We start from the raw sequence: 17,154 nt of genomic DNA on the forward strand, positions 1-17,154 counted from the left end.
TCCTGCGCGGTCCGCGTTTGACCGCGCTAGGAGATCAAGCAGTCACGTTTCGTCCGGGGCGACGGCAGAACTTTCGACGCTTGTCCATGTGATGACCGCGAAGAGAACGGCACCCGTCAACTGCGGGGATACGGCCAGGGGTTGGGCAGGCAGTGGATTCCGTCGTGGTCGAGGAACTTGGTCTGCTGCTGCATGACCGGGGCCAACTCGCCGTTCTTGTCGCAGGTGACGTGGCCGTAGCCGAGGCGGTGGCCGACCTCGTGATTGATCAGCATCTGGCGGTAGGCGTGGATCTTGTCACCGTACGTCGTCGAGCCCTGCGCCCAGCGATACGCGTTGATCATCACGCGCTCGGTGGAGGCCGAGTCGCAGGAGACGTTGTCCTGCGTGGTGTCCAGGCCCGACCTGGCGCACCAGGCGGCGGTGGTGCCGGGGCTGGCCAGGGTGATCACGAAGTCGGGCTTGCCGGAGGAGATGCGCTCGAAGACGCGTGACTCCTTGTGGGCCCAGCTGCGCTTGTCGTTGAGGGTCCTCTGCACGGCCCGCGCGAAGAGTTCGCCGTCCAGGCCGAGCCCCTTCTCCACGTCCACGCGGTAGGTGTACTTCGCCTCCCCCTGGCCTGGCACCTTGTCGACGCCGGGGACCACGTCGAACGCGCCCGGCCCCTTCAACGTGGCGGCGAGCGGGTACGTGCGCCCCATCGCCTGCTCATACGTCAGCGGGGCCACGCTCGGCGCGCCGGGAGAAGTTGCGTCGCCGGAGGCGGTGGAGTCATGGGTGTCGCGTTCCCGGTCGGTGGCGGGCTGCGACCGCCCGGCGGTGCCGCTGTGCCCGTCGGCGACCTGACCCGCCACGACGACCGCCAGCACCGTGGTGACGGCCGCGGCGGCGATCCCGGTGAACGTACGCCCCTTGCCGCTCTCCTTGGTCGCCGCCCCGCCGGTCTCACTCACCGGCAGGTCGTCGGCCGCGGTCTCCTTCTCGGTGTCGCCGTTGCCGGTGAGGGGGGCGTGAGGGGCGCCACCGGGGCGACGAGGCGTGAAGACATCGTCGTCCTCGTCGAAGGCGTCGAGGTACTCCTGGCGCGGGCCGGACTGCGACCGCTGGGACGGTATGCGGGGCCCGGGGCGCCTGGGCGGCGCCGCCTGCCGAGCCCCCGCGGGCACGGCCCCTCCCCCGAACTCGCCCCATCCGCCGCCGGGTTCACGCTGCTGGGGATGACCACGGAGGACCTGGCCATAGGCCGGCATACCGTCCGCCGCGCGCGGCCTGCCACGCGCGGGCGTGTCGTCCGGGTAACGCGGGACACCGCGGGCCGGCGTACCGTCCGCAGAATGCGGAGCACCCCCGGTCGGCGCCCCCTGCGTGAACCGCGGGACGCCTCGCGCGGGCGTCCCGTCGGTCCGGTACGGAACCCCCCGGAGCGGCGTAGCGCTCATCGACTCCTGTCGCCCGACGGCCGCCCCCGGCTCCGCGGTCGTGGACGCCTGCGCGTCCCAGGCCGACGACTCCGTCGCCGATATACCCGGCACCGCGCCCGTGTCCGCACGCGTCCCGTTGTCCCTGCTCTTGCGGCTGTGCCGTCCCACGCCGCGCCTCAGCTCCCCGTGTCGGCGATACCTGACTCGCCCGTGGCCTCGAGGAGTTGGCGAAACGCGGCCGCCACCTGGTCCGGGTACTCCATCATCGCGACGTGCCCCGCGTCCGGCAGGGTCAGCAACCGGGAGTCCCGGAAGGAGCGCGCCGCTCGCCGGGCCGTGCGGAACGACACCAGCTGGTCCCGGCCGCCGTACACGAGCAGCGTCGGCGCGAGCACCCGCTCCGCCTGACGCCACAGCCCGTGCTGCCCGCCGAGCGTGTACGCGTTCACGATCCCGCGCGCCGAACGCGCCATCGCATCCCAGAAGTACGGCAGCCGCAGCCGCCGCTCCATCTCCTCGACCGCGTTGCGGAATCCCTCCGGAGTGACACGACCGGGGTCGCCGTAGCACAGCGCCATGACCCCGCGGACGCGCTGCTCGGCCGTCCAGTCCTTGGTGTACCGGGTGAACAGGGAGGCGACCCCGGGCACCGCGAGCAGCCCCGTCGGGATCGCGCCACGCTGGACGAAGACCTCCGGGAGCGCGGGCGAGACAAGGGAGAGCGTACGGACGAGATCGGGACGTACGGCCGCCACACGCGTAGCGACGGCGCCACCCAGCGAATTGCCGAACAGGTGCACGGGGCCGCGCTCGGCCGCGTCGAGATAACGAATGACCGCGCGCGCGTGCCCGGTGACCGAGTAGTCGCCGTCGTCCGGAGGCGGCGAGTCACCGAAGCCCGGCAGGTCGACCGCCTCACCGTCGACGAGCCCGTCGAGCAGCGGCATCAGCGCCGACCAGTTCTGGGAGGAACCGCCGAGTCCGTGCACGTACAGCGCGGGCGGCAGACCCTCGCGCCCCGACGGCCTGGACCGCACCGCCAGTGTGACCCCCGAGAGCCTCACCGACCTGAGCCGCTCGCCGTCCTCGCCCCTGACGGGCGACACCTTCGGGAGCACGTTGGTGGCCGGGACGGGCGGCAGCTCGGTCGAAGACATGCGGCAATGTTACGAGACGATCACACAGTGGATCGTGTGTTCGCTATCACACGCAGCCGGCTCGGCACCCACCGTCGCCCGAGCGACCCCGCACAGCACCCCCGCCCCACACATAGCGTCCTGATACATAGCGTCCCGATCGGGTGTCTCCTAGGCTCGTAGCTGGGTACCCGCATGTGGCCCCCGCCTCTTTCAGGAACGTTCCAGTAGTTCAGGGAAGGGAGCCCACCATGGCCGTTGACCCCACTGATCCCGAGATCTTCGAGGAACAGGGGACCGACACCGTCGAACTCGGCGTGGAGGCCCCGGAGCACACTGCCGCGGAGCGGTTCGCGGAGATCACCGCGGAGCAGGACGAACCCCTGACCGAAGAGGAGACCCTGCGCGCCAACGAGGCGGACCTCGTGGAGCAGAAACGCGTCATCAAACTCGACGAGGACGACTACCGGTGAGGATCGGTGAGGTACGAGGACGATCACGTCAGGCAAGAGGGCGACCGCGCAATCCAAGGCCGCGTGCGCCTGTCCGCCCGCCCTGCCCCTGTTTGAAGGGCTCCGCGCGGCTTTCGCCGCTGTCCGGTCCGTGAAATTCTGCGCCCGCACCGCGCACACCACGGTTACCGAAAAGTACGATGGCCGGGCGGCGCACACCGCATGTGGACGATTTTGGGAGGCGGCGTGACAGCCATCGAGCAGACAGAGGCGGCACGCCCGCGAGGCACGCGCCTGCCGCGCCGTGCCCGACGGAACCAGTTGCTGGGCGCCGCGCAGGAAGTCTTCGTGGCGCAGGGCTACCACGCGGCCGCCATGGACGACATCGCCGAGCGCGCCGGCGTCAGCAAGCCGGTGCTCTACCAGCACTTCCCGGGCAAGCTCGATCTGTACCTGGCCCTGCTGGACCAGCACTGTGAAGCCCTGCTGCAGGCCGTACGGACCGCGCTCGCGTCGACGACCGACAACAAGCAGCGCGTACGGGCCACGATGGACGCGTACTTCGCGTACGTGGAGGACGACGGCGGTGCCTTCCGCCTGGTGTTCGAGTCCGACCTGACGAACGAGCCCGCCGTGCGCGAGCGCGTCGACAAGGTGACGACCGAGTGCGCGGAAGCGATCTGCGACGTCATCGCCGAGGACACCGGCCTCTCGCGGGCCGAGTCGATGCTGCTGGCCTCGGGTCTGGGCGGCCTCGCCCAGGTCGTGGCACGCTCCTGGCTGCACAGCGACCGCAGCGTGCCGCGTGACCAGGCGGTCCAGCTGCTCGCCTCGCTGGCCTGGCGGGGTATCGCGGGATTCCCGCTGCACGGCACCGACCAGCACCACTGAGCGAACGCCCTGTGGACCGTACGGCGGTTTTGTTCCCGTCGGCTGTTCGCTCCTGGCGTGCCGGGGCGGAGCGTGCGCGTCCCCTCACCGGGCTAATGTGTGCGGGTACGGCGCGGACGGCCGCGCACATCACTGACCGTCGGAGGGACAAAGCCGTGGAGGTCAAGATCGGCGTGCAGCACGCGCCCCGCGAGATCGTTCTGGAGAGCGGTCAGAGCGCCGAAGAGGTCGAGCGCGTCGTGGCCGACGCGCTTGCCGGCAAGTCGCAGCTGCTGAGCCTCGTGGACGAGCACGGCCGCAAGCTCCTGGTGCCGGCCGACCGTCTCGCGTACGTCGAGATCGGCGAGCAGGCCCCGCGCAAGGTGGGCTTCGGCGCGCTGTAGTTCCCGACAGAGCGCGAGGGGCCCGGTGGCTTGTGCCACCGGGCCCCTTCTGCTTTGCCTGCCCTGTCCCGGCATGGCCCGCGAGGTGGCTTACACCGATGGAGCACATGATCCGCACAGAGGATTGCGTCCCGAACGCCACGGGTAAGACCGGCTACGACCGTTGTGCCCTGGCAGCAGCCGTGTGGGAGGGAAGTTCGTCATGCTCTTGGAAACGCTCGGCTCCGCCGTCCTCGGACTCGCCCTGGCCTGGGCGGCCGCGCACCGGCTGCCGCACCGGCTGCCGGCCCGTGCACTGGTGCTGTCGACCGGTGTGGCGGGTGCTCTGTTCGGTGCGTTCGTCACCCACAGCGCGCTGGGCTCGGCCCGTCTTCTGGTGATCCTCGTCGGGGCACTGGCCCTCTCCGCGGCCTCACTGTCGCTGCTGCTGCGGCCCGCGGAAAGATTTCGCCGCCGGTCGGCGACGGCCTGAGGCCGTCCGCCGGGCCCGGCGGCGATGGCGGCCCGGACGACCGACAGGATGGCTTGGGCGTCGGCCGCAGTGACGCGCACGGTGACGCTGCCGCGCGACCGCCGCGGGCACCACACGCGGCCGCGGCGGCCCGCCCGAGCGGAGTCGGGCGAGCACCCCCGTGACTCACATCAGGCCATGATGATCAGGCGGCCAGGCCCAGTGCCGCCATCCGCTTGGTGTGCGCCTCGGTGATCCGCGTGAACATCTTGCCGACCTCGGCGAGATCGAAACCGTCAGCGACGCCGCCGACGAGCATCGTCGAGAGCGCGTCCCGCTCGGCGACCACGCGCTGCGACTGCGAGAGGGCCTCGCCCATCAGCCGCCGCGCCCACAGCGCGAGCCGCCCGCCCACGCGCGGGTCGGCGTCGATCGCGGCGCGCACCTTCTCGACGGCGAAGCTGGCGTGCCCCGTGTCGTCGAGCACGGCGAGCACGAGCCCGCGCGTGTCGGCGTCAAGCCGGGATGCGACCTCGCGGTAGAAGTCGCTGGCGATGGAGTCGCCCACGTACGCCTTGACCAGCCCCTCCAGCCAGTCCGAGGGCGCGGTCTGCCGGTGGAAGCTGTCGTACGCCGCGACGAACGGCTCCATCGCCTCCGTCGGCTCCGTGCCGATCTCGGCGAGCCTGTCCCTGAGCCGCTCGAAGTGGTGGAACTCGGCGGACGCCATCTTCGCCAGCTCCGCCTTGTCCGTGAGCGTCGGCGCGAGCTTCGCGTCCTCCGCGAGCCGCTCGAACGCCGCCAGCTCCCCGTACGCGAGCGCGCCGAGCAGGTCCACGACAGCGGCACGGTACTGGGGGTCGACGGAGGCCTTCGCCCAGTCCTGGGCTGCGACCGAGGTGGGTTCGGCGGATGCGTCGGGAGCGTTGTCAGGCGTCGTCATGAAGCGCACAATAGCCGCCCTACCGCCCCATGGAAGTTCCTGGTCAGTCAGTGTGACGACGGCTACGTGACGGAACCGGCCACCGTATGTGCGCGATTCCGGGGTATGGTGGTAATGCGCCTGCCGAGTATTCGACGGGCCGCACGTATGAGGATGCCCGGTCGGTGGCCCGATCGGCTCCGACCCGACAGCCCTCCCTGCCAGTAGGCACCGTGCGTACAGCATCCGGAGGGACCCTCAGCGGTACGAGCGCTGGAGCGTCGGCGTGGTCCCGTGCCACAGGCCCGTCCCCCAAGCAGGCCGACGCCATCCGGCACGGTCACGACCCCCGCGCTCGCCTCGCACCGCGCTCACAGAAGAGGCAGCACCCTGACTACCACCTTTCGAGAACTCGGAATCCTTCCCGAGACGGCCGAGGCCCTGGAAGCCGTCGGCATCACCCACCCCTTCCCCATCCAGGAGATGACGCTCCCCGTAGCGCTCTCCGGCACCGACATCATCGGCCAGGCCAAGACCGGCACGGGCAAGACGCTGGGCTTCGGCCTCCCGCTCCTCGAGCGCGTCACCGTCCCCGCCGACGTCGAGGCGGGCCGCGCGAAGCCCGAGGCCCTCACCGACACCCCGCAGGCGCTCGTCGTCGTCCCCACACGCGAGCTGTGCACGCAGGTCACCAACGACCTGCTGACCGCGGGCAAGGTGCGCAACGTACGCGTCCTCGCGATCTACGGCGGCCGGGCCTACGAACCCCAGGTGGAGGCCCTGAAGAACGGCGTCGACGTGGTCGTCGGCACCCCGGGCCGTCTGCTGGACCTCGCCGGTCAGAAGAAGCTGAACCTGAAGCACGTCAAGTGCCTGGTCCTCGACGAGGCCGACGAGATGCTCGACCTGGGCTTCCTGCCCGACGTCGAGAAGATCATCGACATGCTGCCGACGAAGCGCCAGACCATGCTGTTCTCGGCGACCATGCCGGGTGCGGTCATCGGCCTGGCCCGCCGCTACATGTCGCAGCCCACGCACATCCGCGCCACCGCGCCGGACGACGAGGGCGCGACCGTCGCGAACATCGCGCAGTTCGTCTACCGCGCGCACTCCATGGACAAGCCGGAGATGGTCGCGCGCATACTGCAGGCCGAGGGCCGCGGGCTGGCGATGATCTTCTGCCGTACGAAGCGGACGGCGGCCGACATCGCCGAGCAGCTCCAGCGGCGCGGCTTCGCGTCGGGCGCGGTCCACGGCGACCTGGGCCAGGGCGCGCGCGAGCAGGCTCTGCGCGCCTTCCGCAACGGCAAGGTGGACGTGCTCGTCTGCACCGACGTGGCCGCGCGCGGCATCGACGTCGAGGGCGTGACACACGTCATCAACTACCAGTCCCCCGAGGACGAGAAGACGTACCTGCACCGCATCGGCCGTACGGGTCGCGCGGGCGCGTCGGGTACGGCGATCACGTTCGTCGACTGGGACGACATCCCGCGCTGGCAGCTGATCAACAAGGCGCTGGAGCTGGACTTCAACGACCCCGTGGAGACGTACTCCACTTCCCCGCACCTCTTCGCCGACCTCAGCATCCCCGAGGGCACGAAGGGTGTCCTGCCGCGCTCGGAGCGCACGCGCGCCGGGCTCGCGGCGGAGGAACTGGAGGACCTGGGCGAGACGGGCGGCCGGGGGCCGCGCGGGCGCCGTTCCTCCGCTGAGCCCGCCGAACGCGAGCGTCCGGCGCGTACGCCGCGGCGCCGGCGTCGTACGCGGGGCGGGGCGCCGGTGGAGACTCCGGCCGCCACCCCCACGGACACCGCGGAGACGGCCGAGGCCGTGGAGCCGCACATGCCGCGCCGACGCCGCCGTACGCGCGGTGGGGTGTCGGCGGAGCTGGTCTCCGCCGCGACGGTGACGCAGGCGGAGACGGAGGCGGCCCAGCCGGAGGCGGCCCAGCCGGAGGCGGCCCAGCCGGAGGCGGCCCAGCCGGAGGCGGCCCAGCCGGAGGCGGCCCAGCCGGAGGCGGCGCAGACGGCCGTCGAGACGGCGGAGGGTGCCGAGCCTGCGAAGCCGCGCCGTCGTCGGACCCGCAAGACGGTGGAGACGGCTGTGGCCGCTGCCCCGGAGGCGGCTCCGGCTGTGGCCGAGGCCATCGCGGACACCGCAGAGGCCGCAGAAGCCAAGCCCCGACGGCGTACCCGCAAGGCCGCGGAGACGGCCCCCGCTGCCGCCGAGGACGCGGTGGCCACCGTCGAGGTGGTGGAGACCAAGCCGCGACGCACCCGCAAGACCGCGGCCGCCGCCGAGGCCGAGGCGACCACCGAAGCCGAGACCCCCGCCAAGCCGCGCCGACGCACCCGCAAGGCCACGGCCGCGGAAGCCACCGCCGACACGGCAGAAGGCACCACGGCGGAAACGGAAACCCCGGCCAAGCCGCGACGCACCCGCAAGACCGCGGCCGCCGCCGAAACCGAGGCGACCACCGAAGCCGAAACCCCCGCCAAGCCGCGCCGACGCACCCGCAAGGCCACGGCCGCGGAAACCACCGCCGACACGGCAGAAGGCACCACGGCGGAAACGGAAACCCCGGCCAAGCCGCGACGCACCCGCAAGACCGCGGCCGCTGAAGCCGAGACGGTGATCCCCGCGCAGGCGGACGAGGTTCCGGCGAAGCCGCGGCGCCGTACACGCAAGGCGGTGGCCGCCGAGGCGGAGATTCCGGCGCAGGCAGACGAGGTTCCCGCGAAGCCGCGCCGGCGTACCCGCAAGGCCGCGGAGCCCGCGGAGAGCTGACGCGACAGCTGCCCGATGGCCCGTTCCCACACCTTGTGGGGGCGGGCCATCGGCGTTGCGGTGGCCGCATACAGCGCGTGTCACCCCGCCCCGCCACGCCCCAACCGCCCGGTAACCTCAGCCCCATGAGCCGTCCCCCGACTTTCACCCCGCCGCCCGGTGTCCGGGCGTACCAGCTGGCCACGGAGCGGGGGGAGTTCGCCGTGCTGGAGGCCGGCGCGGCGACGACACGGGTCAAGGGGACCGCTCTCCTGCTGCCGGGGTTCACCGGGAGCAAGGAGGACTTCATCCTCCTGCAGCCGCTGCTCGCGACGGCCGGGTACCGGACCATCGCCGTCGACGGGCGGGGGCAGTACGAGTCCCCCGGCCCCCGGGACGACGAAGCACCGTACGCTCAAGGCGAGTTGGCACGGGACGTCATCGCGCAGGTACACGCCGTCGGGGCGCCCGTGCATCTCCTCGGGCACTCGCTGGGCGGTCAGATCGCCCGTGCCGCCGTCCTCCTCGACGCCTCCCCGTTCGCCTCGCTCACCCTCATGTCCTCCGGCCCTGCCCAGATCTCCGTCCCCCAACAGCAGCGAGTCAAGCTGCTGCGCGACGCCCTTGCCGTCATGGGCATGGCCGAGGTCTGGGAGGCCATTCAGGCCATGGAGCCGGCACAGCAGGCCGACGCCGGCGACGTCGACGAGGGGCTCTCCGACGGTGACGACCTGCGCCGCCGCTGGCTCCGCAACAGCCCCGCACAGCTCCTGGCCACGGGCCGGCAGCTGTGCGAGGAACCCGACCGGGTGGCCGAACTGGCCGCCGCCGGCCTGCCCGTACACGTGCTGTCCGGGGACCGCGACGACGCCTGGTCCCTCCCGCTCCTGGACGACATGGCCACCCGGCTCGGAGCCCGCCGCACCGTCGTACCGCGTGCGGAGCACTCTCCCAACACCGACCGGCCCGACCAGACGGCCGGCGCCCTCGCCGCCTTCTGGGACCGGCTCTCCCGTTAGTCCCAGCTCCTGTCAGCCCCTGGTCCCGCCGAGTGCCTTGAGCGCCGCGCGTGTTGGGGCATCAGTACTGCGCCTGCAGATGCTCCCAGAAGCCGTCCCGCAGCGTGCGTCGCAGATCCGACTGGCCGCGCAGCGAGTACTGCAGCAGGCCCTCCGCCTCCACCAGCAGGTCCTGGTCGACGGATCCAGGCAGATACGGATGTCCGGGCAGCAGCTCCGCCAGCGCCTCCCGGCCCCGCTCGGCCAGCCACTTCGCCGCGATCCGGGCGCCCACGAAACGGACGTCCTCGCGCGTGGGGCGGGCCACCGTCGGCACGTCGTACGTCACGGCCGTCCGCCGCGCCACGTACGGCTTGAAGAAATCGAGTTCGAGGGTGCGCTGGCTGTCGACCTCCCACAGCAGCGGGTCCGCCTGGTTGCGGCCCTCGGGCGCCTCGATGCCCCACAGGTGCACCCGCGCGCCGTACCCCTGTGCCGCCTCGACCGCCGACACCAGGTCCTCGTCGCCCCCGATGAGCGCCGCGTCGCTGATGGCGCGATGCCGGGCCAGTGACTCCAGGTCGGACCGGATGAGGGAGTCGACGCCCTTCTGCTGGTTGTTGGCGTTGAGGTTGCCGAGCCGTACCTTCACGTCCGGGAGTTCGGCGATGGACTGCTGTTCCGCCGTGTGGATGCGGCGTCGCGCACCGTCGTACCAGTACACGCGCAGGAGTCGGCTGTCCGCGAAGATCGTGCGCGCCATGTCGATGAGCGCCTCGATCAACCCCTCGGCGTCGACGTCGAAGGCCCGGCGGTCCTCGGTACCGGCGACGAGTCGTCCCGCGGCCGCATACAGATAGCCGGCGTCGACGAAGATCGCATGGGTCGAGGGTGTCTTCGCCACCTCGGCGAGCATGCGCTGGAGCAACTCGTTCGTACGGTCGATGCGGGCGCCGAGCGCCGCCAGGTCGTCGTTCATATGCCTCCATTGTCCCGGCGGTCACGCTGCGAACACAACCGGCCCCGATGAGTGGATCACCACCGACGCCATAGACGTCCGCTTCGGCTCCTCACCGGCCGATGATTAGGGATTCGAAAAATTTCCTTAGCGTAGGGAATCTTTTGAGCGGGTGTCTCGTTGACTCGTACTGGGACGGGGGCAACGCCGCCCTGGGCCCGCTCACCAGTAGTTCTCCTCAGGAGGATGACCAGACGAAGGGAGAAGCCCCTATGCGCTTCGAAATCATGCGACTCGACGACGTCGACGGTACGCCCGTGGACACCACCGTCGTGGACGCCGCCTCCGTCAAGCAGATCGTTCAGCATGCCGCGGCCATCGGGCAGCGACTGTGGATCCGCCCGGCCGACACGTCCGCCTCGTAATCGCTCGCCCGGCGACGTCAGACTTCGAAGCCCCGTACGGCAGATGCCGTACGGGGCTTCGTGTACTGAGGGGGCGCAGGCGGCGTCAGCCTCCGCGGATGATCTGGGTGATCCCGTTGATGATCTGCTGCACGGCGATCGCGGAGAGCATCATGCCCGCCAGCCGGGTCACCAGGACCACGCCGCCGTCCTTGATCACGCGAATGATCAGCAGCGAGTAGCGCATGACCAGCCACAGCACGATGTGGATCGCGAGGATGGCCGTCCACACGGACACCTGGCTCCCCACGGTGTCGGCCTTCTGCACAGCCAGGATCACGGACACGATCGCACCCGGCCCGGCCAGCAGCGGCATGCCAAGGGGCACGAGAGCGACATTGACGTCCTTGGTCTGCTGCGGCTCGTCGGTCTTGCCGGTCAGCAGGTCGAGGGCGATCAGCAGGAGCAGCAGCCCGCCGGCGATCATCAGCGCGGGCACGGAGACATGCAGGTAGTTGAGGATCTGATGGCCGAGCACGCCGAACACGGTGATGACACCGCCGGCCACGCAGACGGCCTGGAAGGCCATCCGCTTCTGCACCTTGGTGGCGCGCCCGGCGGTGAGCGCGAGAAAGATCGGGATGATCCCCGGGGGATCCATGATCACAAAGAGAGTGAAGAAGAGGGAACCGAAGACTGCGACGTCGAACATGGAGGCCTTGCGAAGAGATGAAGAGATACGGACGAGCATGCGGCGGCGGGCAGGCCACTGCCGCTGGGACTGGGACAGTGATCGCGGCCGAAGGCGCGCGACGGTGGGGCACCGCGGCGGGAGCCGGTGCCTCGAAAGCGGAGGGAACGGACTACGCCAGGGTCAGGCGCCCCGGCGTCCACCGGCGCCCGGCACCGGGAACGCCCCGGTGGCTCGGCGGATGATCTCCCCGTACACCTCGGGGTCGGTGGTGAACTCCCCGAGCGCGCACGTCTTGTGACTGCCGTGATAGTCGGAGGAGCCGGTGGCGAGGAGCCCCAGCTCGTCCGCAAGGCCGTGCAGCCGCGCACGGGTCGCCGGGTCGTGGTCCATGTGGTCGACCTCGATGCCGTCGAGTCCGGCTGCGGCGAGGTCCGCGATGGCGGACTCCGGCACCGTCCGCCCGCGCTTCGCGGCGGCCGGGTGCGCGAAGACGGTGACCCCGCCCGCGGCCTTGACCAGCCGGATCACCTCGAAGGGGTCACTCTCGTGCTTCTCGACGTACGCGCGTCCGCCGTCGGCCAGCCACTCGGGCGTGAACGCGTCCGAGACGCTGTCCACGACACCGAGGCCGACCAGCGCGGAGGCGATGTGCGGCCGCCCGACGGAGCCGCCACCGGCGATGCGTGCCACCTGCTCCCAGGTGATCGGCACGCCCAGCTCCCGCAGCTTGGCGATCATGGCGTGGGCCCGCGGCACCCGGTCGTCGCGCACCAGCTCGCGCTCGGCGAGCAGCCCGGGCTCCTCGGGATCGAAGAGATAGGCCAGCATGTGCACGCTGACGCCGTTCAGCCGGCAGGAAAGTTCGGCACCGGTGACGAGGGTCAGCCCCACGGGCAGCGCGACGATCGCTTCCTCGTGGCCGCGGGTGGTGTCGTGATCGGTGAGGGCGACGATGTCCAGTCCGGCGGCCGCGGCGCCCTGCACCAGCTCGGCCGGGGTGTCCGTACCGTCGGAGGCGGTGGAGTGGGTGTGCAGATCGATGCGCACGACACAGACTCCAAGCGGTGACGGGACAAAAGGGGGACGCTCAAGGATAACGGGAGTTCCAGCCCTCTTGTTACACCCGCAGTGCGGATACGCCCCCTACACACGCAGGAGCGTGTTCCGCCCAGGAGGCCGCCCGGGAGAGGGCGCCGCCGCAACCCCGGCCACGCCCGGTCACGGCTCCAGCAGGCGCGGTGACAGCGCCCCGCACGGCAGCAGGTCCATCTCGGCCCCCGCGTCCCGCAGATCCGTCAGCACCAGCTCGTCGTACATCAGCATCCCCGTCTGCTCCGGCCAGACCACCGCCCACAGCCACAGCCCACGCGCCTCGCCCGCGAAGACCGCGCGGTCGTCAGGGGTGCCCGAGAGGTGCCACAGCGGAGTGGGACGACCCGCGGCCAGCACCTTCGCCTGGGGCGGTTTCTCGACATCGAGGTACGGGCCGGGGTCCGGGCCGTCGATGCCCGCGTATCTGGCGCCGAGGCCGACCCCCAGTTCCTCGGCGACGAGGATCAGCTCTCCCACACCGCCCAGCGGGCCGGGACCGGAGCACGCCACGGCCGTGGCACGGCCCCCGCTGCGGTCGTCGCCCGCACAGGCCACACCCGTGAACAGCCAGCCGACCGGCAGCGGCCACGGCATCCAGACCGGCACCTTGGCGCGGTGCACCACCACACCGAGGGCCTCGACGCTGGGCGGGATCACAGGCTGCAGCGGATACACGGTCCCGTGCACATCGCACTGCCAGGAGTCGGAAAAGAGTCCGGGAGCCCTGACCCGGCCACCGCACTTCGGGCAACTGGGTTCGCCCCTCATAGGGCCCCACGGTCCTCCCCGTCCAGCGCCGCGTCAAGGACGATCACCCGTCCGACGTAGGCGCCCCACGGCCGTCTCACCAGCCAAAATTAGATGCATGTTGCATCCATTAGGTCTCCTAACTTAATATGTGTATAAGTCAACGATCTCGTCGGAAAGATGCAAGGACACACATGAGCAGCAGTACAGGGGGAGCCGCCACAGGTTCAGCGGCCGAGACAGGCCGGACGGACGCGTTCGACGCTGGAGGCGGCGGCATTCTGCGTCAGCCGAAGGCCGTCTGGGCGACCGCGGGAGCGTCCGTCGTCGCCTTCATGGGCATCGGGCTCGTCGACCCGATCCTGCCCTCCATCGCCAAGGGCCTGAACGCCACGCCCAGCCAGGTCTCCCTGCTCTTCACCTCGTACTTCCTCATCACCGCCGTCGCGATGCTGGTCACCGGCTTCGTCTCCAGCCGCATCGGCGGCCGCAAGACGCTTCTACTCGGCCTCGCGTTCGTCGTGGTCTTCGCCGGTCTCGCGGGCACCTCGAACTCGGTCGACCAGCTCGTCGGCTTCCGGGCCGGCTGGGGACTCGGCAATGCGCTGTTCGTCTCCACGGCCCTCGCCGTCATCGTCGGAGCGGCGGCCGGGGGCAGTGCCGCGGCGATCCTGCTGTACGAGTCGGCGCTCGGCCTCGGTATGGCGTGTGGTCCGCTGCTGGGTGCGCTGCTCGGCAACGCAAGCTGGCGCTACCCGTTCTTCGGCACCGCGTTCCTGATGGCGGTCGGATTCCTGTGCATCACGGCGTTCCTGAAGGAGCAGCCCAAGCCCGCACGCAAGACGTCACTGCTGGACCCGATCAAGGCGCTCGGCCACGGCGGACTGGCCTCCGCGGCGGCCTCGGCGTTCTTCTACAACTACACGTTCTTCACCGTGCTGGCCTTCACCCCGTTCGTGCTGAACATGACCCCGTACAAGTCGGGGGCCGTGTTCTTCGCCTGGGGTGTGCTGCTCGCCATCTCCTCGGTGCTCGTGGCGCCACGCATGCAGGAACGATTCGGCTCGCTGAAGGTGCTGGGTGGCTCGCTGGTGCTGCTCGCAGCCGACGTCCTCGTGCTCGGCTACGGCGACCACTCCACCGCCGTCGTCTGCACGATCCTGTCCGGCGTCTTCATCGGCGTGAACAACACCGTGTACACCGAACTGGCGCTGGGGGTCTCGGACGCGCCGCGCCCGGTGGCGAGCGCGGGCTACAACTTCGTGCGCTGGTTCGCCGCCGCGGCGGCGCCCTACCTCGCCCCGAAGCTCGCGGAGTGGAGCGACATCCATATGCCGTTCGTGGTCGCGGCGTTCACGGCGCTGGCCGGCGCGGTCGTGGTCGCCGTACGGCGCAAGGCGCTGAACGGGGAGGCGGAAGAGCTTCGGGCGCGGCACGCCACGGAGGACGGAGTCTCGGCCTTCGCCGGCTGACATCCGCCGACGGTGAGATCGGTCACTCCAGAGGGACGGACCTGCGGGACGGATCCCGTAGGTCCGTGCCGTTCGTGAGCCAGCGCTCCTGGAGGGCCTGCGCACCGTGCACCCGTTTCCAGGCGGACTCGTTGGGGGTCATGGGAAGCAGCGGCAGGAACCGTACGGGGTCGAGGGGCCCGTCGAGTTCGAGGTCTTCCACCAAGCCGCCCGGCTCGGCGACCAGGACCGAGGTGAAGGGGGCACCGGGCCACAGCGGGCCGCCGACGTCGAGCGAGGCGCCGGGAGCCACGACCACGCCTTCGACCTGCGGAAAGGCGGCGAGCACGGCAAGCGGCCGAAGTGCCTTGTCGGTGTCGGCCAGACCGCCGCGAACGGAGAGGATCAGCTCGGCGCGCGGGCCCTTGACCGGGTCGGCGAGCATCGCCGTGGGGTCCGTCATGGGCTGGGCGGACATGCCGAGCGTGGCGTAACGGACGACGTCCCCCTCGTGGAAGCGCAGCACCTCGATACGGTCCGTGCCCAGGAAGGTGACCGCGGCACGCGCGTCCGGCTCGCCCAGTGCGGTGCGCAACCGGGCCTCGACCAGAGGAAGAACATCAGCCATGCGGTGAGCATAGAACTCGTCAGCACCAGGCAAAGCGGCACCTTGACACTTCAGTCGGCTGATACTCTTGCCCGGGTGTTCGGGCAGCACGCAGAAGCGTCGCGTTCGGGTCCCGACGCCGATGAGACTCCCCACAGGGGACCGGCCGGAGGAGGTGGGACTGCGATGGACCGAAGTCGACCGTGCAGTACCACCCGCTCTTCCGGTCGCTGATGTAGCTGCTCTGGCTCTAGCTGGCTGCCACCTCTCGCATGCGCACCACCACGGAAGAGCGTTTCGTTCCGTTCTGCCTGATCTGACTCAGCAGCGAAACCCGCCACCGCGACGGTGCGGTGCTCCCCGCTTTGTGGACGTGCCAAACATCCGCGTTCAGGACGTCCTCATTCCGGTCAGTTCCAACCGTCCTCGGCGCCTCTCGCTGCTCGTTGCGAAGGAGCCCGCCATGTCGATGATTCGTGACCTGCGCGCCGCCGTGGTCCGCCCGTCCCGCCCCACGCCGCGCAACAACGACCACACCTACGAGACCACGCGCGGCCCCGGGACGGTGTCTGCCATCGTCGACTGCGCCGTCTACCGCGACGGCGTCCGCGTCGAGTCGCCCCAGCCGCTGTCCCCGCACGAGGCGATGCGACAGGTGCGCCGCGACGGGGACTTCGTGTGGATAGGCCTGCACGAGCCGACCGAGGCCGAATTCGCCGGTATCGCAAGCGAGTTCGGACTGCACCCGCTGGCGGTCGAGGACGCGGTGCAGGCGCACCAGCGTCCGAAGCTGGAACGGTACGACGAGTCGCTCTTCACCGTCTTCAAGACCATCCACTACGTCGACCACGACGAGCTGACCGCCAACAGCGAGCTCGTCGAGACCGGCGAGGTCATGTGCTTCACCGGACGGAACTTCTTCATCACCGTCCGGCACGGCGGACAGGGCTCGCTGCGCGCGCTGCGGCACCGGCTGCAGGACGACCCCGAGCTGCTGGCCAAGGGCCCGTCGGCCGTGCTGCACGCCATCGCCGACCACGTCGTCGACGGGTACATCGCGGTGGCGGACGCGGTGCAGGACGACATCGACGAGGTGGAGACGGAGGTGTTCTCGCCCGGCCGGAAGGGGACGCCCCGGGGTACGGACGCCGGCCGTATCTACCAACTCAAGCGCGAGGTACTGGAGTTCAAGCGAGCGGTGGCGCCGCTGCTGCGGCCGATGCAGCTGCTGAGCGAGCGGCCGATGCGGCTGATCGACCCGGACATCCAGAAGTACTTCCGCGATGTCGCCGACCACGTCGCCCGGGTGCACGAGCAGGTGGTGGGCTTCGACGAGCTGCTGAACTCGATCCTCCAGGCCAACCTGGCGCAGGCGTCCGTCGCGCAGAACGAGGACATGCGCAAGATCACGGCATGGGCGGCGATCATCGCCGTGCCGACGATGGTGTGCGGGGTGTACGGCATGAACTTCAAGCACATGCCAGAGCTGCAGTGGACGTACGGCTACCCGGTGATCCTGGGCATCACGGCGGCCATCTGTCTGGGCATCCACCGCACGCTGAAGCGCAACGGCTGGCTGTGACGGTGGAGCACTAGCGGCAGGCAACGTTTGCCCGTTAAGGAGCGGCGTCGTGGGGGCACCTCCCGCTCTGGGGGTCCCCCCGCTCGAGCGGAGTCGAGAGTGGGGGAGAAGCCGAGAGTGGGGGAGCGTGCTCTGGGGGTCCCCCCTGCTCGAAGAGCTTGAGGGAGTGCCGGCCGGAAGCCCTCGTACTGGACGTACT

At 70.4% G+C, this 17,154-nt stretch carries 17 protein-coding genes; 9 read left to right on the forward strand and 8 right to left on the reverse strand.

All coding sequences use genetic code 11. The features are described 5' to 3' along the window. Positions 1 to 116: 116 nt before the first annotated feature. Together BIV24_RS12520 and BIV24_RS12525 are read right to left on the reverse strand one after the other, a co-directional pair. Positions 117 to 1,166, reverse strand: coding sequence for a DUF3152 domain-containing protein (locus tag BIV24_RS12520; RefSeq protein ID WP_071366334.1), 1,050 nt, complete (start codon positions 1,164 to 1,166; stop codon positions 117 to 119). A 431-nt stretch (positions 1,167 to 1,597) separates the two neighbouring features. Continuing rightward, positions 1,598 to 2,578, reverse strand: coding sequence for an alpha/beta hydrolase (locus BIV24_RS12525; protein WP_071366335.1), 981 nt, complete (start codon positions 2,576 to 2,578; stop codon positions 1,598 to 1,600). A gap of 230 nt (positions 2,579 to 2,808) precedes the next feature. Here BIV24_RS12525 and BIV24_RS12530 point away from each other — a divergent pair, with 230 nt between their 5' ends. From BIV24_RS12530 to BIV24_RS12545, 4 genes are all read left to right on the forward strand, one after another. Continuing rightward, positions 2,809 to 3,030 (forward strand): hypothetical protein, encoded by a 222-nt coding sequence (locus BIV24_RS12530; protein ID WP_071366336.1) that lies wholly within the window; start codon positions 2,809 to 2,811, stop codon positions 3,028 to 3,030. Positions 3,031 to 3,255: 225 nt separating this feature from the next. After that, on the forward strand, positions 3,256 to 3,900 hold the full coding sequence (locus BIV24_RS12535) for a TetR/AcrR family transcriptional regulator (RefSeq protein WP_071366337.1): 645 nt from the start codon (positions 3,256 to 3,258) through the stop codon (positions 3,898 to 3,900). 155 nt (positions 3,901 to 4,055) lie between these two features. Further along, positions 4,056 to 4,283 (forward strand): DUF3107 domain-containing protein, encoded by a 228-nt coding sequence (locus BIV24_RS12540; protein ID WP_071366338.1) that lies wholly within the window; start codon positions 4,056 to 4,058, stop codon positions 4,281 to 4,283. A 202-nt stretch (positions 4,284 to 4,485) separates the two neighbouring features. Continuing rightward, positions 4,486 to 4,755, forward strand: coding sequence for a hypothetical protein (locus BIV24_RS12545; RefSeq protein WP_071366339.1), 270 nt, complete (start codon positions 4,486 to 4,488; stop codon positions 4,753 to 4,755). Between the two features lie 184 nt (positions 4,756 to 4,939). Here BIV24_RS12545 and BIV24_RS12550 read toward each other — a convergent pair whose 3' ends face one another. Beyond that, positions 4,940 to 5,677: a ferritin-like fold-containing protein gene (locus BIV24_RS12550; RefSeq protein WP_177198701.1), complete on the reverse strand. Its 738-nt coding sequence runs from the start codon at positions 5,675 to 5,677 to the stop codon at positions 4,940 to 4,942. Between the two features lie 462 nt (positions 5,678 to 6,139). Here BIV24_RS12550 and BIV24_RS12555 point away from each other — a divergent pair, with 462 nt between their 5' ends. Both BIV24_RS12555 and BIV24_RS12560 read left to right on the forward strand, forming a co-directional pair. Then, positions 6,140 to 8,443 carry a DEAD/DEAH box helicase gene (locus tag BIV24_RS12555; RefSeq protein ID WP_071366341.1) on the forward strand — a complete coding sequence of 768 codons (2,304 nt, stop codon included), beginning with the start codon at positions 6,140 to 6,142 and terminating at the stop codon, positions 8,441 to 8,443. Positions 8,444 to 8,568: 125 nt separating this feature from the next. Continuing rightward, positions 8,569 to 9,441 (forward strand): alpha/beta fold hydrolase, encoded by an 873-nt coding sequence (locus BIV24_RS12560; protein WP_071366342.1) that lies wholly within the window; start codon positions 8,569 to 8,571, stop codon positions 9,439 to 9,441. 61 nt (positions 9,442 to 9,502) lie between these two features. On the opposite strand, the gene BIV24_RS12565 is transcribed toward BIV24_RS12560, so the two are convergent. After that, positions 9,503 to 10,399 carry an NYN domain-containing protein gene (locus BIV24_RS12565; protein ID WP_071366343.1) on the reverse strand — a complete coding sequence of 299 codons (897 nt, stop codon included), beginning with the start codon at positions 10,397 to 10,399 and terminating at the stop codon, positions 9,503 to 9,505. A gap of 251 nt (positions 10,400 to 10,650) precedes the next feature. Here BIV24_RS12565 and BIV24_RS33240 point away from each other — a divergent pair, with 251 nt between their 5' ends. Next, positions 10,651 to 10,803, forward strand: coding sequence for a hypothetical protein (locus BIV24_RS33240; RefSeq protein WP_107459391.1), 153 nt, complete (start codon positions 10,651 to 10,653; stop codon positions 10,801 to 10,803). A gap of 85 nt (positions 10,804 to 10,888) precedes the next feature. On the opposite strand, the gene BIV24_RS12570 is transcribed toward BIV24_RS33240, so the two are convergent. The 3 genes from BIV24_RS12570 to BIV24_RS12580 all read right to left on the reverse strand — a co-directional run bounded on the left by BIV24_RS12570 (position 10,889) and on the right by BIV24_RS12580 (position 13,336). Then, positions 10,889 to 11,494, reverse strand: coding sequence for a MarC family protein (locus BIV24_RS12570; RefSeq protein WP_071366344.1), 606 nt, complete (start codon positions 11,492 to 11,494; stop codon positions 10,889 to 10,891). A 162-nt stretch (positions 11,495 to 11,656) separates the two neighbouring features. After that, entirely contained in the window at positions 11,657 to 12,523 is an 867-nt protein-coding gene (locus tag BIV24_RS12575; protein ID WP_071366345.1) for a PHP domain-containing protein, read from the reverse strand. A gap of 171 nt (positions 12,524 to 12,694) precedes the next feature. After that, on the reverse strand, positions 12,695 to 13,336 hold the full coding sequence (locus BIV24_RS12580; RefSeq protein ID WP_071366346.1) for a DUF6758 family protein: 642 nt from the start codon (positions 13,334 to 13,336) through the stop codon (positions 12,695 to 12,697). Between the two features lie 173 nt (positions 13,337 to 13,509). On the opposite strand from BIV24_RS12580, the gene BIV24_RS12585 reads away from it, so the two are divergent. After that, positions 13,510 to 14,787 carry an MFS transporter gene (locus tag BIV24_RS12585; RefSeq protein ID WP_071366347.1) on the forward strand — a complete coding sequence of 426 codons (1,278 nt, stop codon included), beginning with the start codon at positions 13,510 to 13,512 and terminating at the stop codon, positions 14,785 to 14,787. A 22-nt stretch (positions 14,788 to 14,809) separates the two neighbouring features. On the opposite strand, the gene BIV24_RS12590 is transcribed toward BIV24_RS12585, so the two are convergent. Then, complete coding sequence (locus tag BIV24_RS12590; protein WP_071366348.1) at positions 14,810 to 15,394, reverse strand: suppressor of fused domain protein; 585 nt, start codon at positions 15,392 to 15,394, stop codon at positions 14,810 to 14,812. 442 nt (positions 15,395 to 15,836) lie between these two features. Between BIV24_RS12590 and BIV24_RS12595 the strand changes: the two genes are divergently transcribed. Further along, positions 15,837 to 16,955: a magnesium and cobalt transport protein CorA gene (locus BIV24_RS12595; protein ID WP_071366349.1), complete on the forward strand. Its 1,119-nt coding sequence runs from the start codon at positions 15,837 to 15,839 to the stop codon at positions 16,953 to 16,955. Positions 16,956 to 17,154: the final 199 nt, after the last annotated feature.

Origin of the sequence: Streptomyces colonosanans, from assembly GCF_001866645.1 — a bacterium.
GTDB lineage: Bacteria > Actinomycetota > Actinomycetes > Streptomycetales > Streptomycetaceae > Streptomyces > Streptomyces colonosanans.

What these genes read in the sequence shown, in the direction of transcription:
- BIV24_RS12525 (WP_071366335.1), bottom strand. Translation starts at nt 2,578, where the DNA reads ATGTCTTCGACCGAGCTGCCGCCCGTCCCGGCCACCAACGTGCTCCCG.
- BIV24_RS12530 (WP_071366336.1), top strand. Translation starts at nt 2,809, where the DNA reads ATGGCCGTTGACCCCACTGATCCCGAGATCTTCGAGGAACAGGGGACC.
- BIV24_RS12545 (WP_071366339.1), top strand. Translation starts at nt 4,486, where the DNA reads ATGCTCTTGGAAACGCTCGGCTCCGCCGTCCTCGGACTCGCCCTGGCC.
- BIV24_RS12550 (WP_177198701.1), bottom strand. Translation starts at nt 5,677, where the DNA reads ATGACGACGCCTGACAACGCTCCCGACGCATCCGCCGAACCCACCTCG.
- BIV24_RS12555 (WP_071366341.1), top strand. Translation starts at nt 6,140, where the DNA reads ATGACGCTCCCCGTAGCGCTCTCCGGCACCGACATCATCGGCCAGGCC.
- BIV24_RS12560 (WP_071366342.1), top strand. Translation starts at nt 8,569, where the DNA reads ATGAGCCGTCCCCCGACTTTCACCCCGCCGCCCGGTGTCCGGGCGTAC.
- BIV24_RS12565 (WP_071366343.1), bottom strand. Translation starts at nt 10,399, where the DNA reads ATGAACGACGACCTGGCGGCGCTCGGCGCCCGCATCGACCGTACGAAC.
- BIV24_RS33240 (WP_107459391.1), top strand. Translation starts at nt 10,651, where the DNA reads ATGCGCTTCGAAATCATGCGACTCGACGACGTCGACGGTACGCCCGTG.
- BIV24_RS12570 (WP_071366344.1), bottom strand. Translation starts at nt 11,494, where the DNA reads ATGTTCGACGTCGCAGTCTTCGGTTCCCTCTTCTTCACTCTCTTTGTG.
- BIV24_RS12580 (WP_071366346.1), bottom strand. Translation starts at nt 13,336, where the DNA reads ATGAGGGGCGAACCCAGTTGCCCGAAGTGCGGTGGCCGGGTCAGGGCT.
- BIV24_RS12585 (WP_071366347.1), top strand. Translation starts at nt 13,510, where the DNA reads ATGAGCAGCAGTACAGGGGGAGCCGCCACAGGTTCAGCGGCCGAGACA.
- BIV24_RS12590 (WP_071366348.1), bottom strand. Translation starts at nt 15,394, where the DNA reads ATGGCTGATGTTCTTCCTCTGGTCGAGGCCCGGTTGCGCACCGCACTG.
- BIV24_RS12595 (WP_071366349.1), top strand. Translation starts at nt 15,837, where the DNA reads ATGTCGATGATTCGTGACCTGCGCGCCGCCGTGGTCCGCCCGTCCCGC.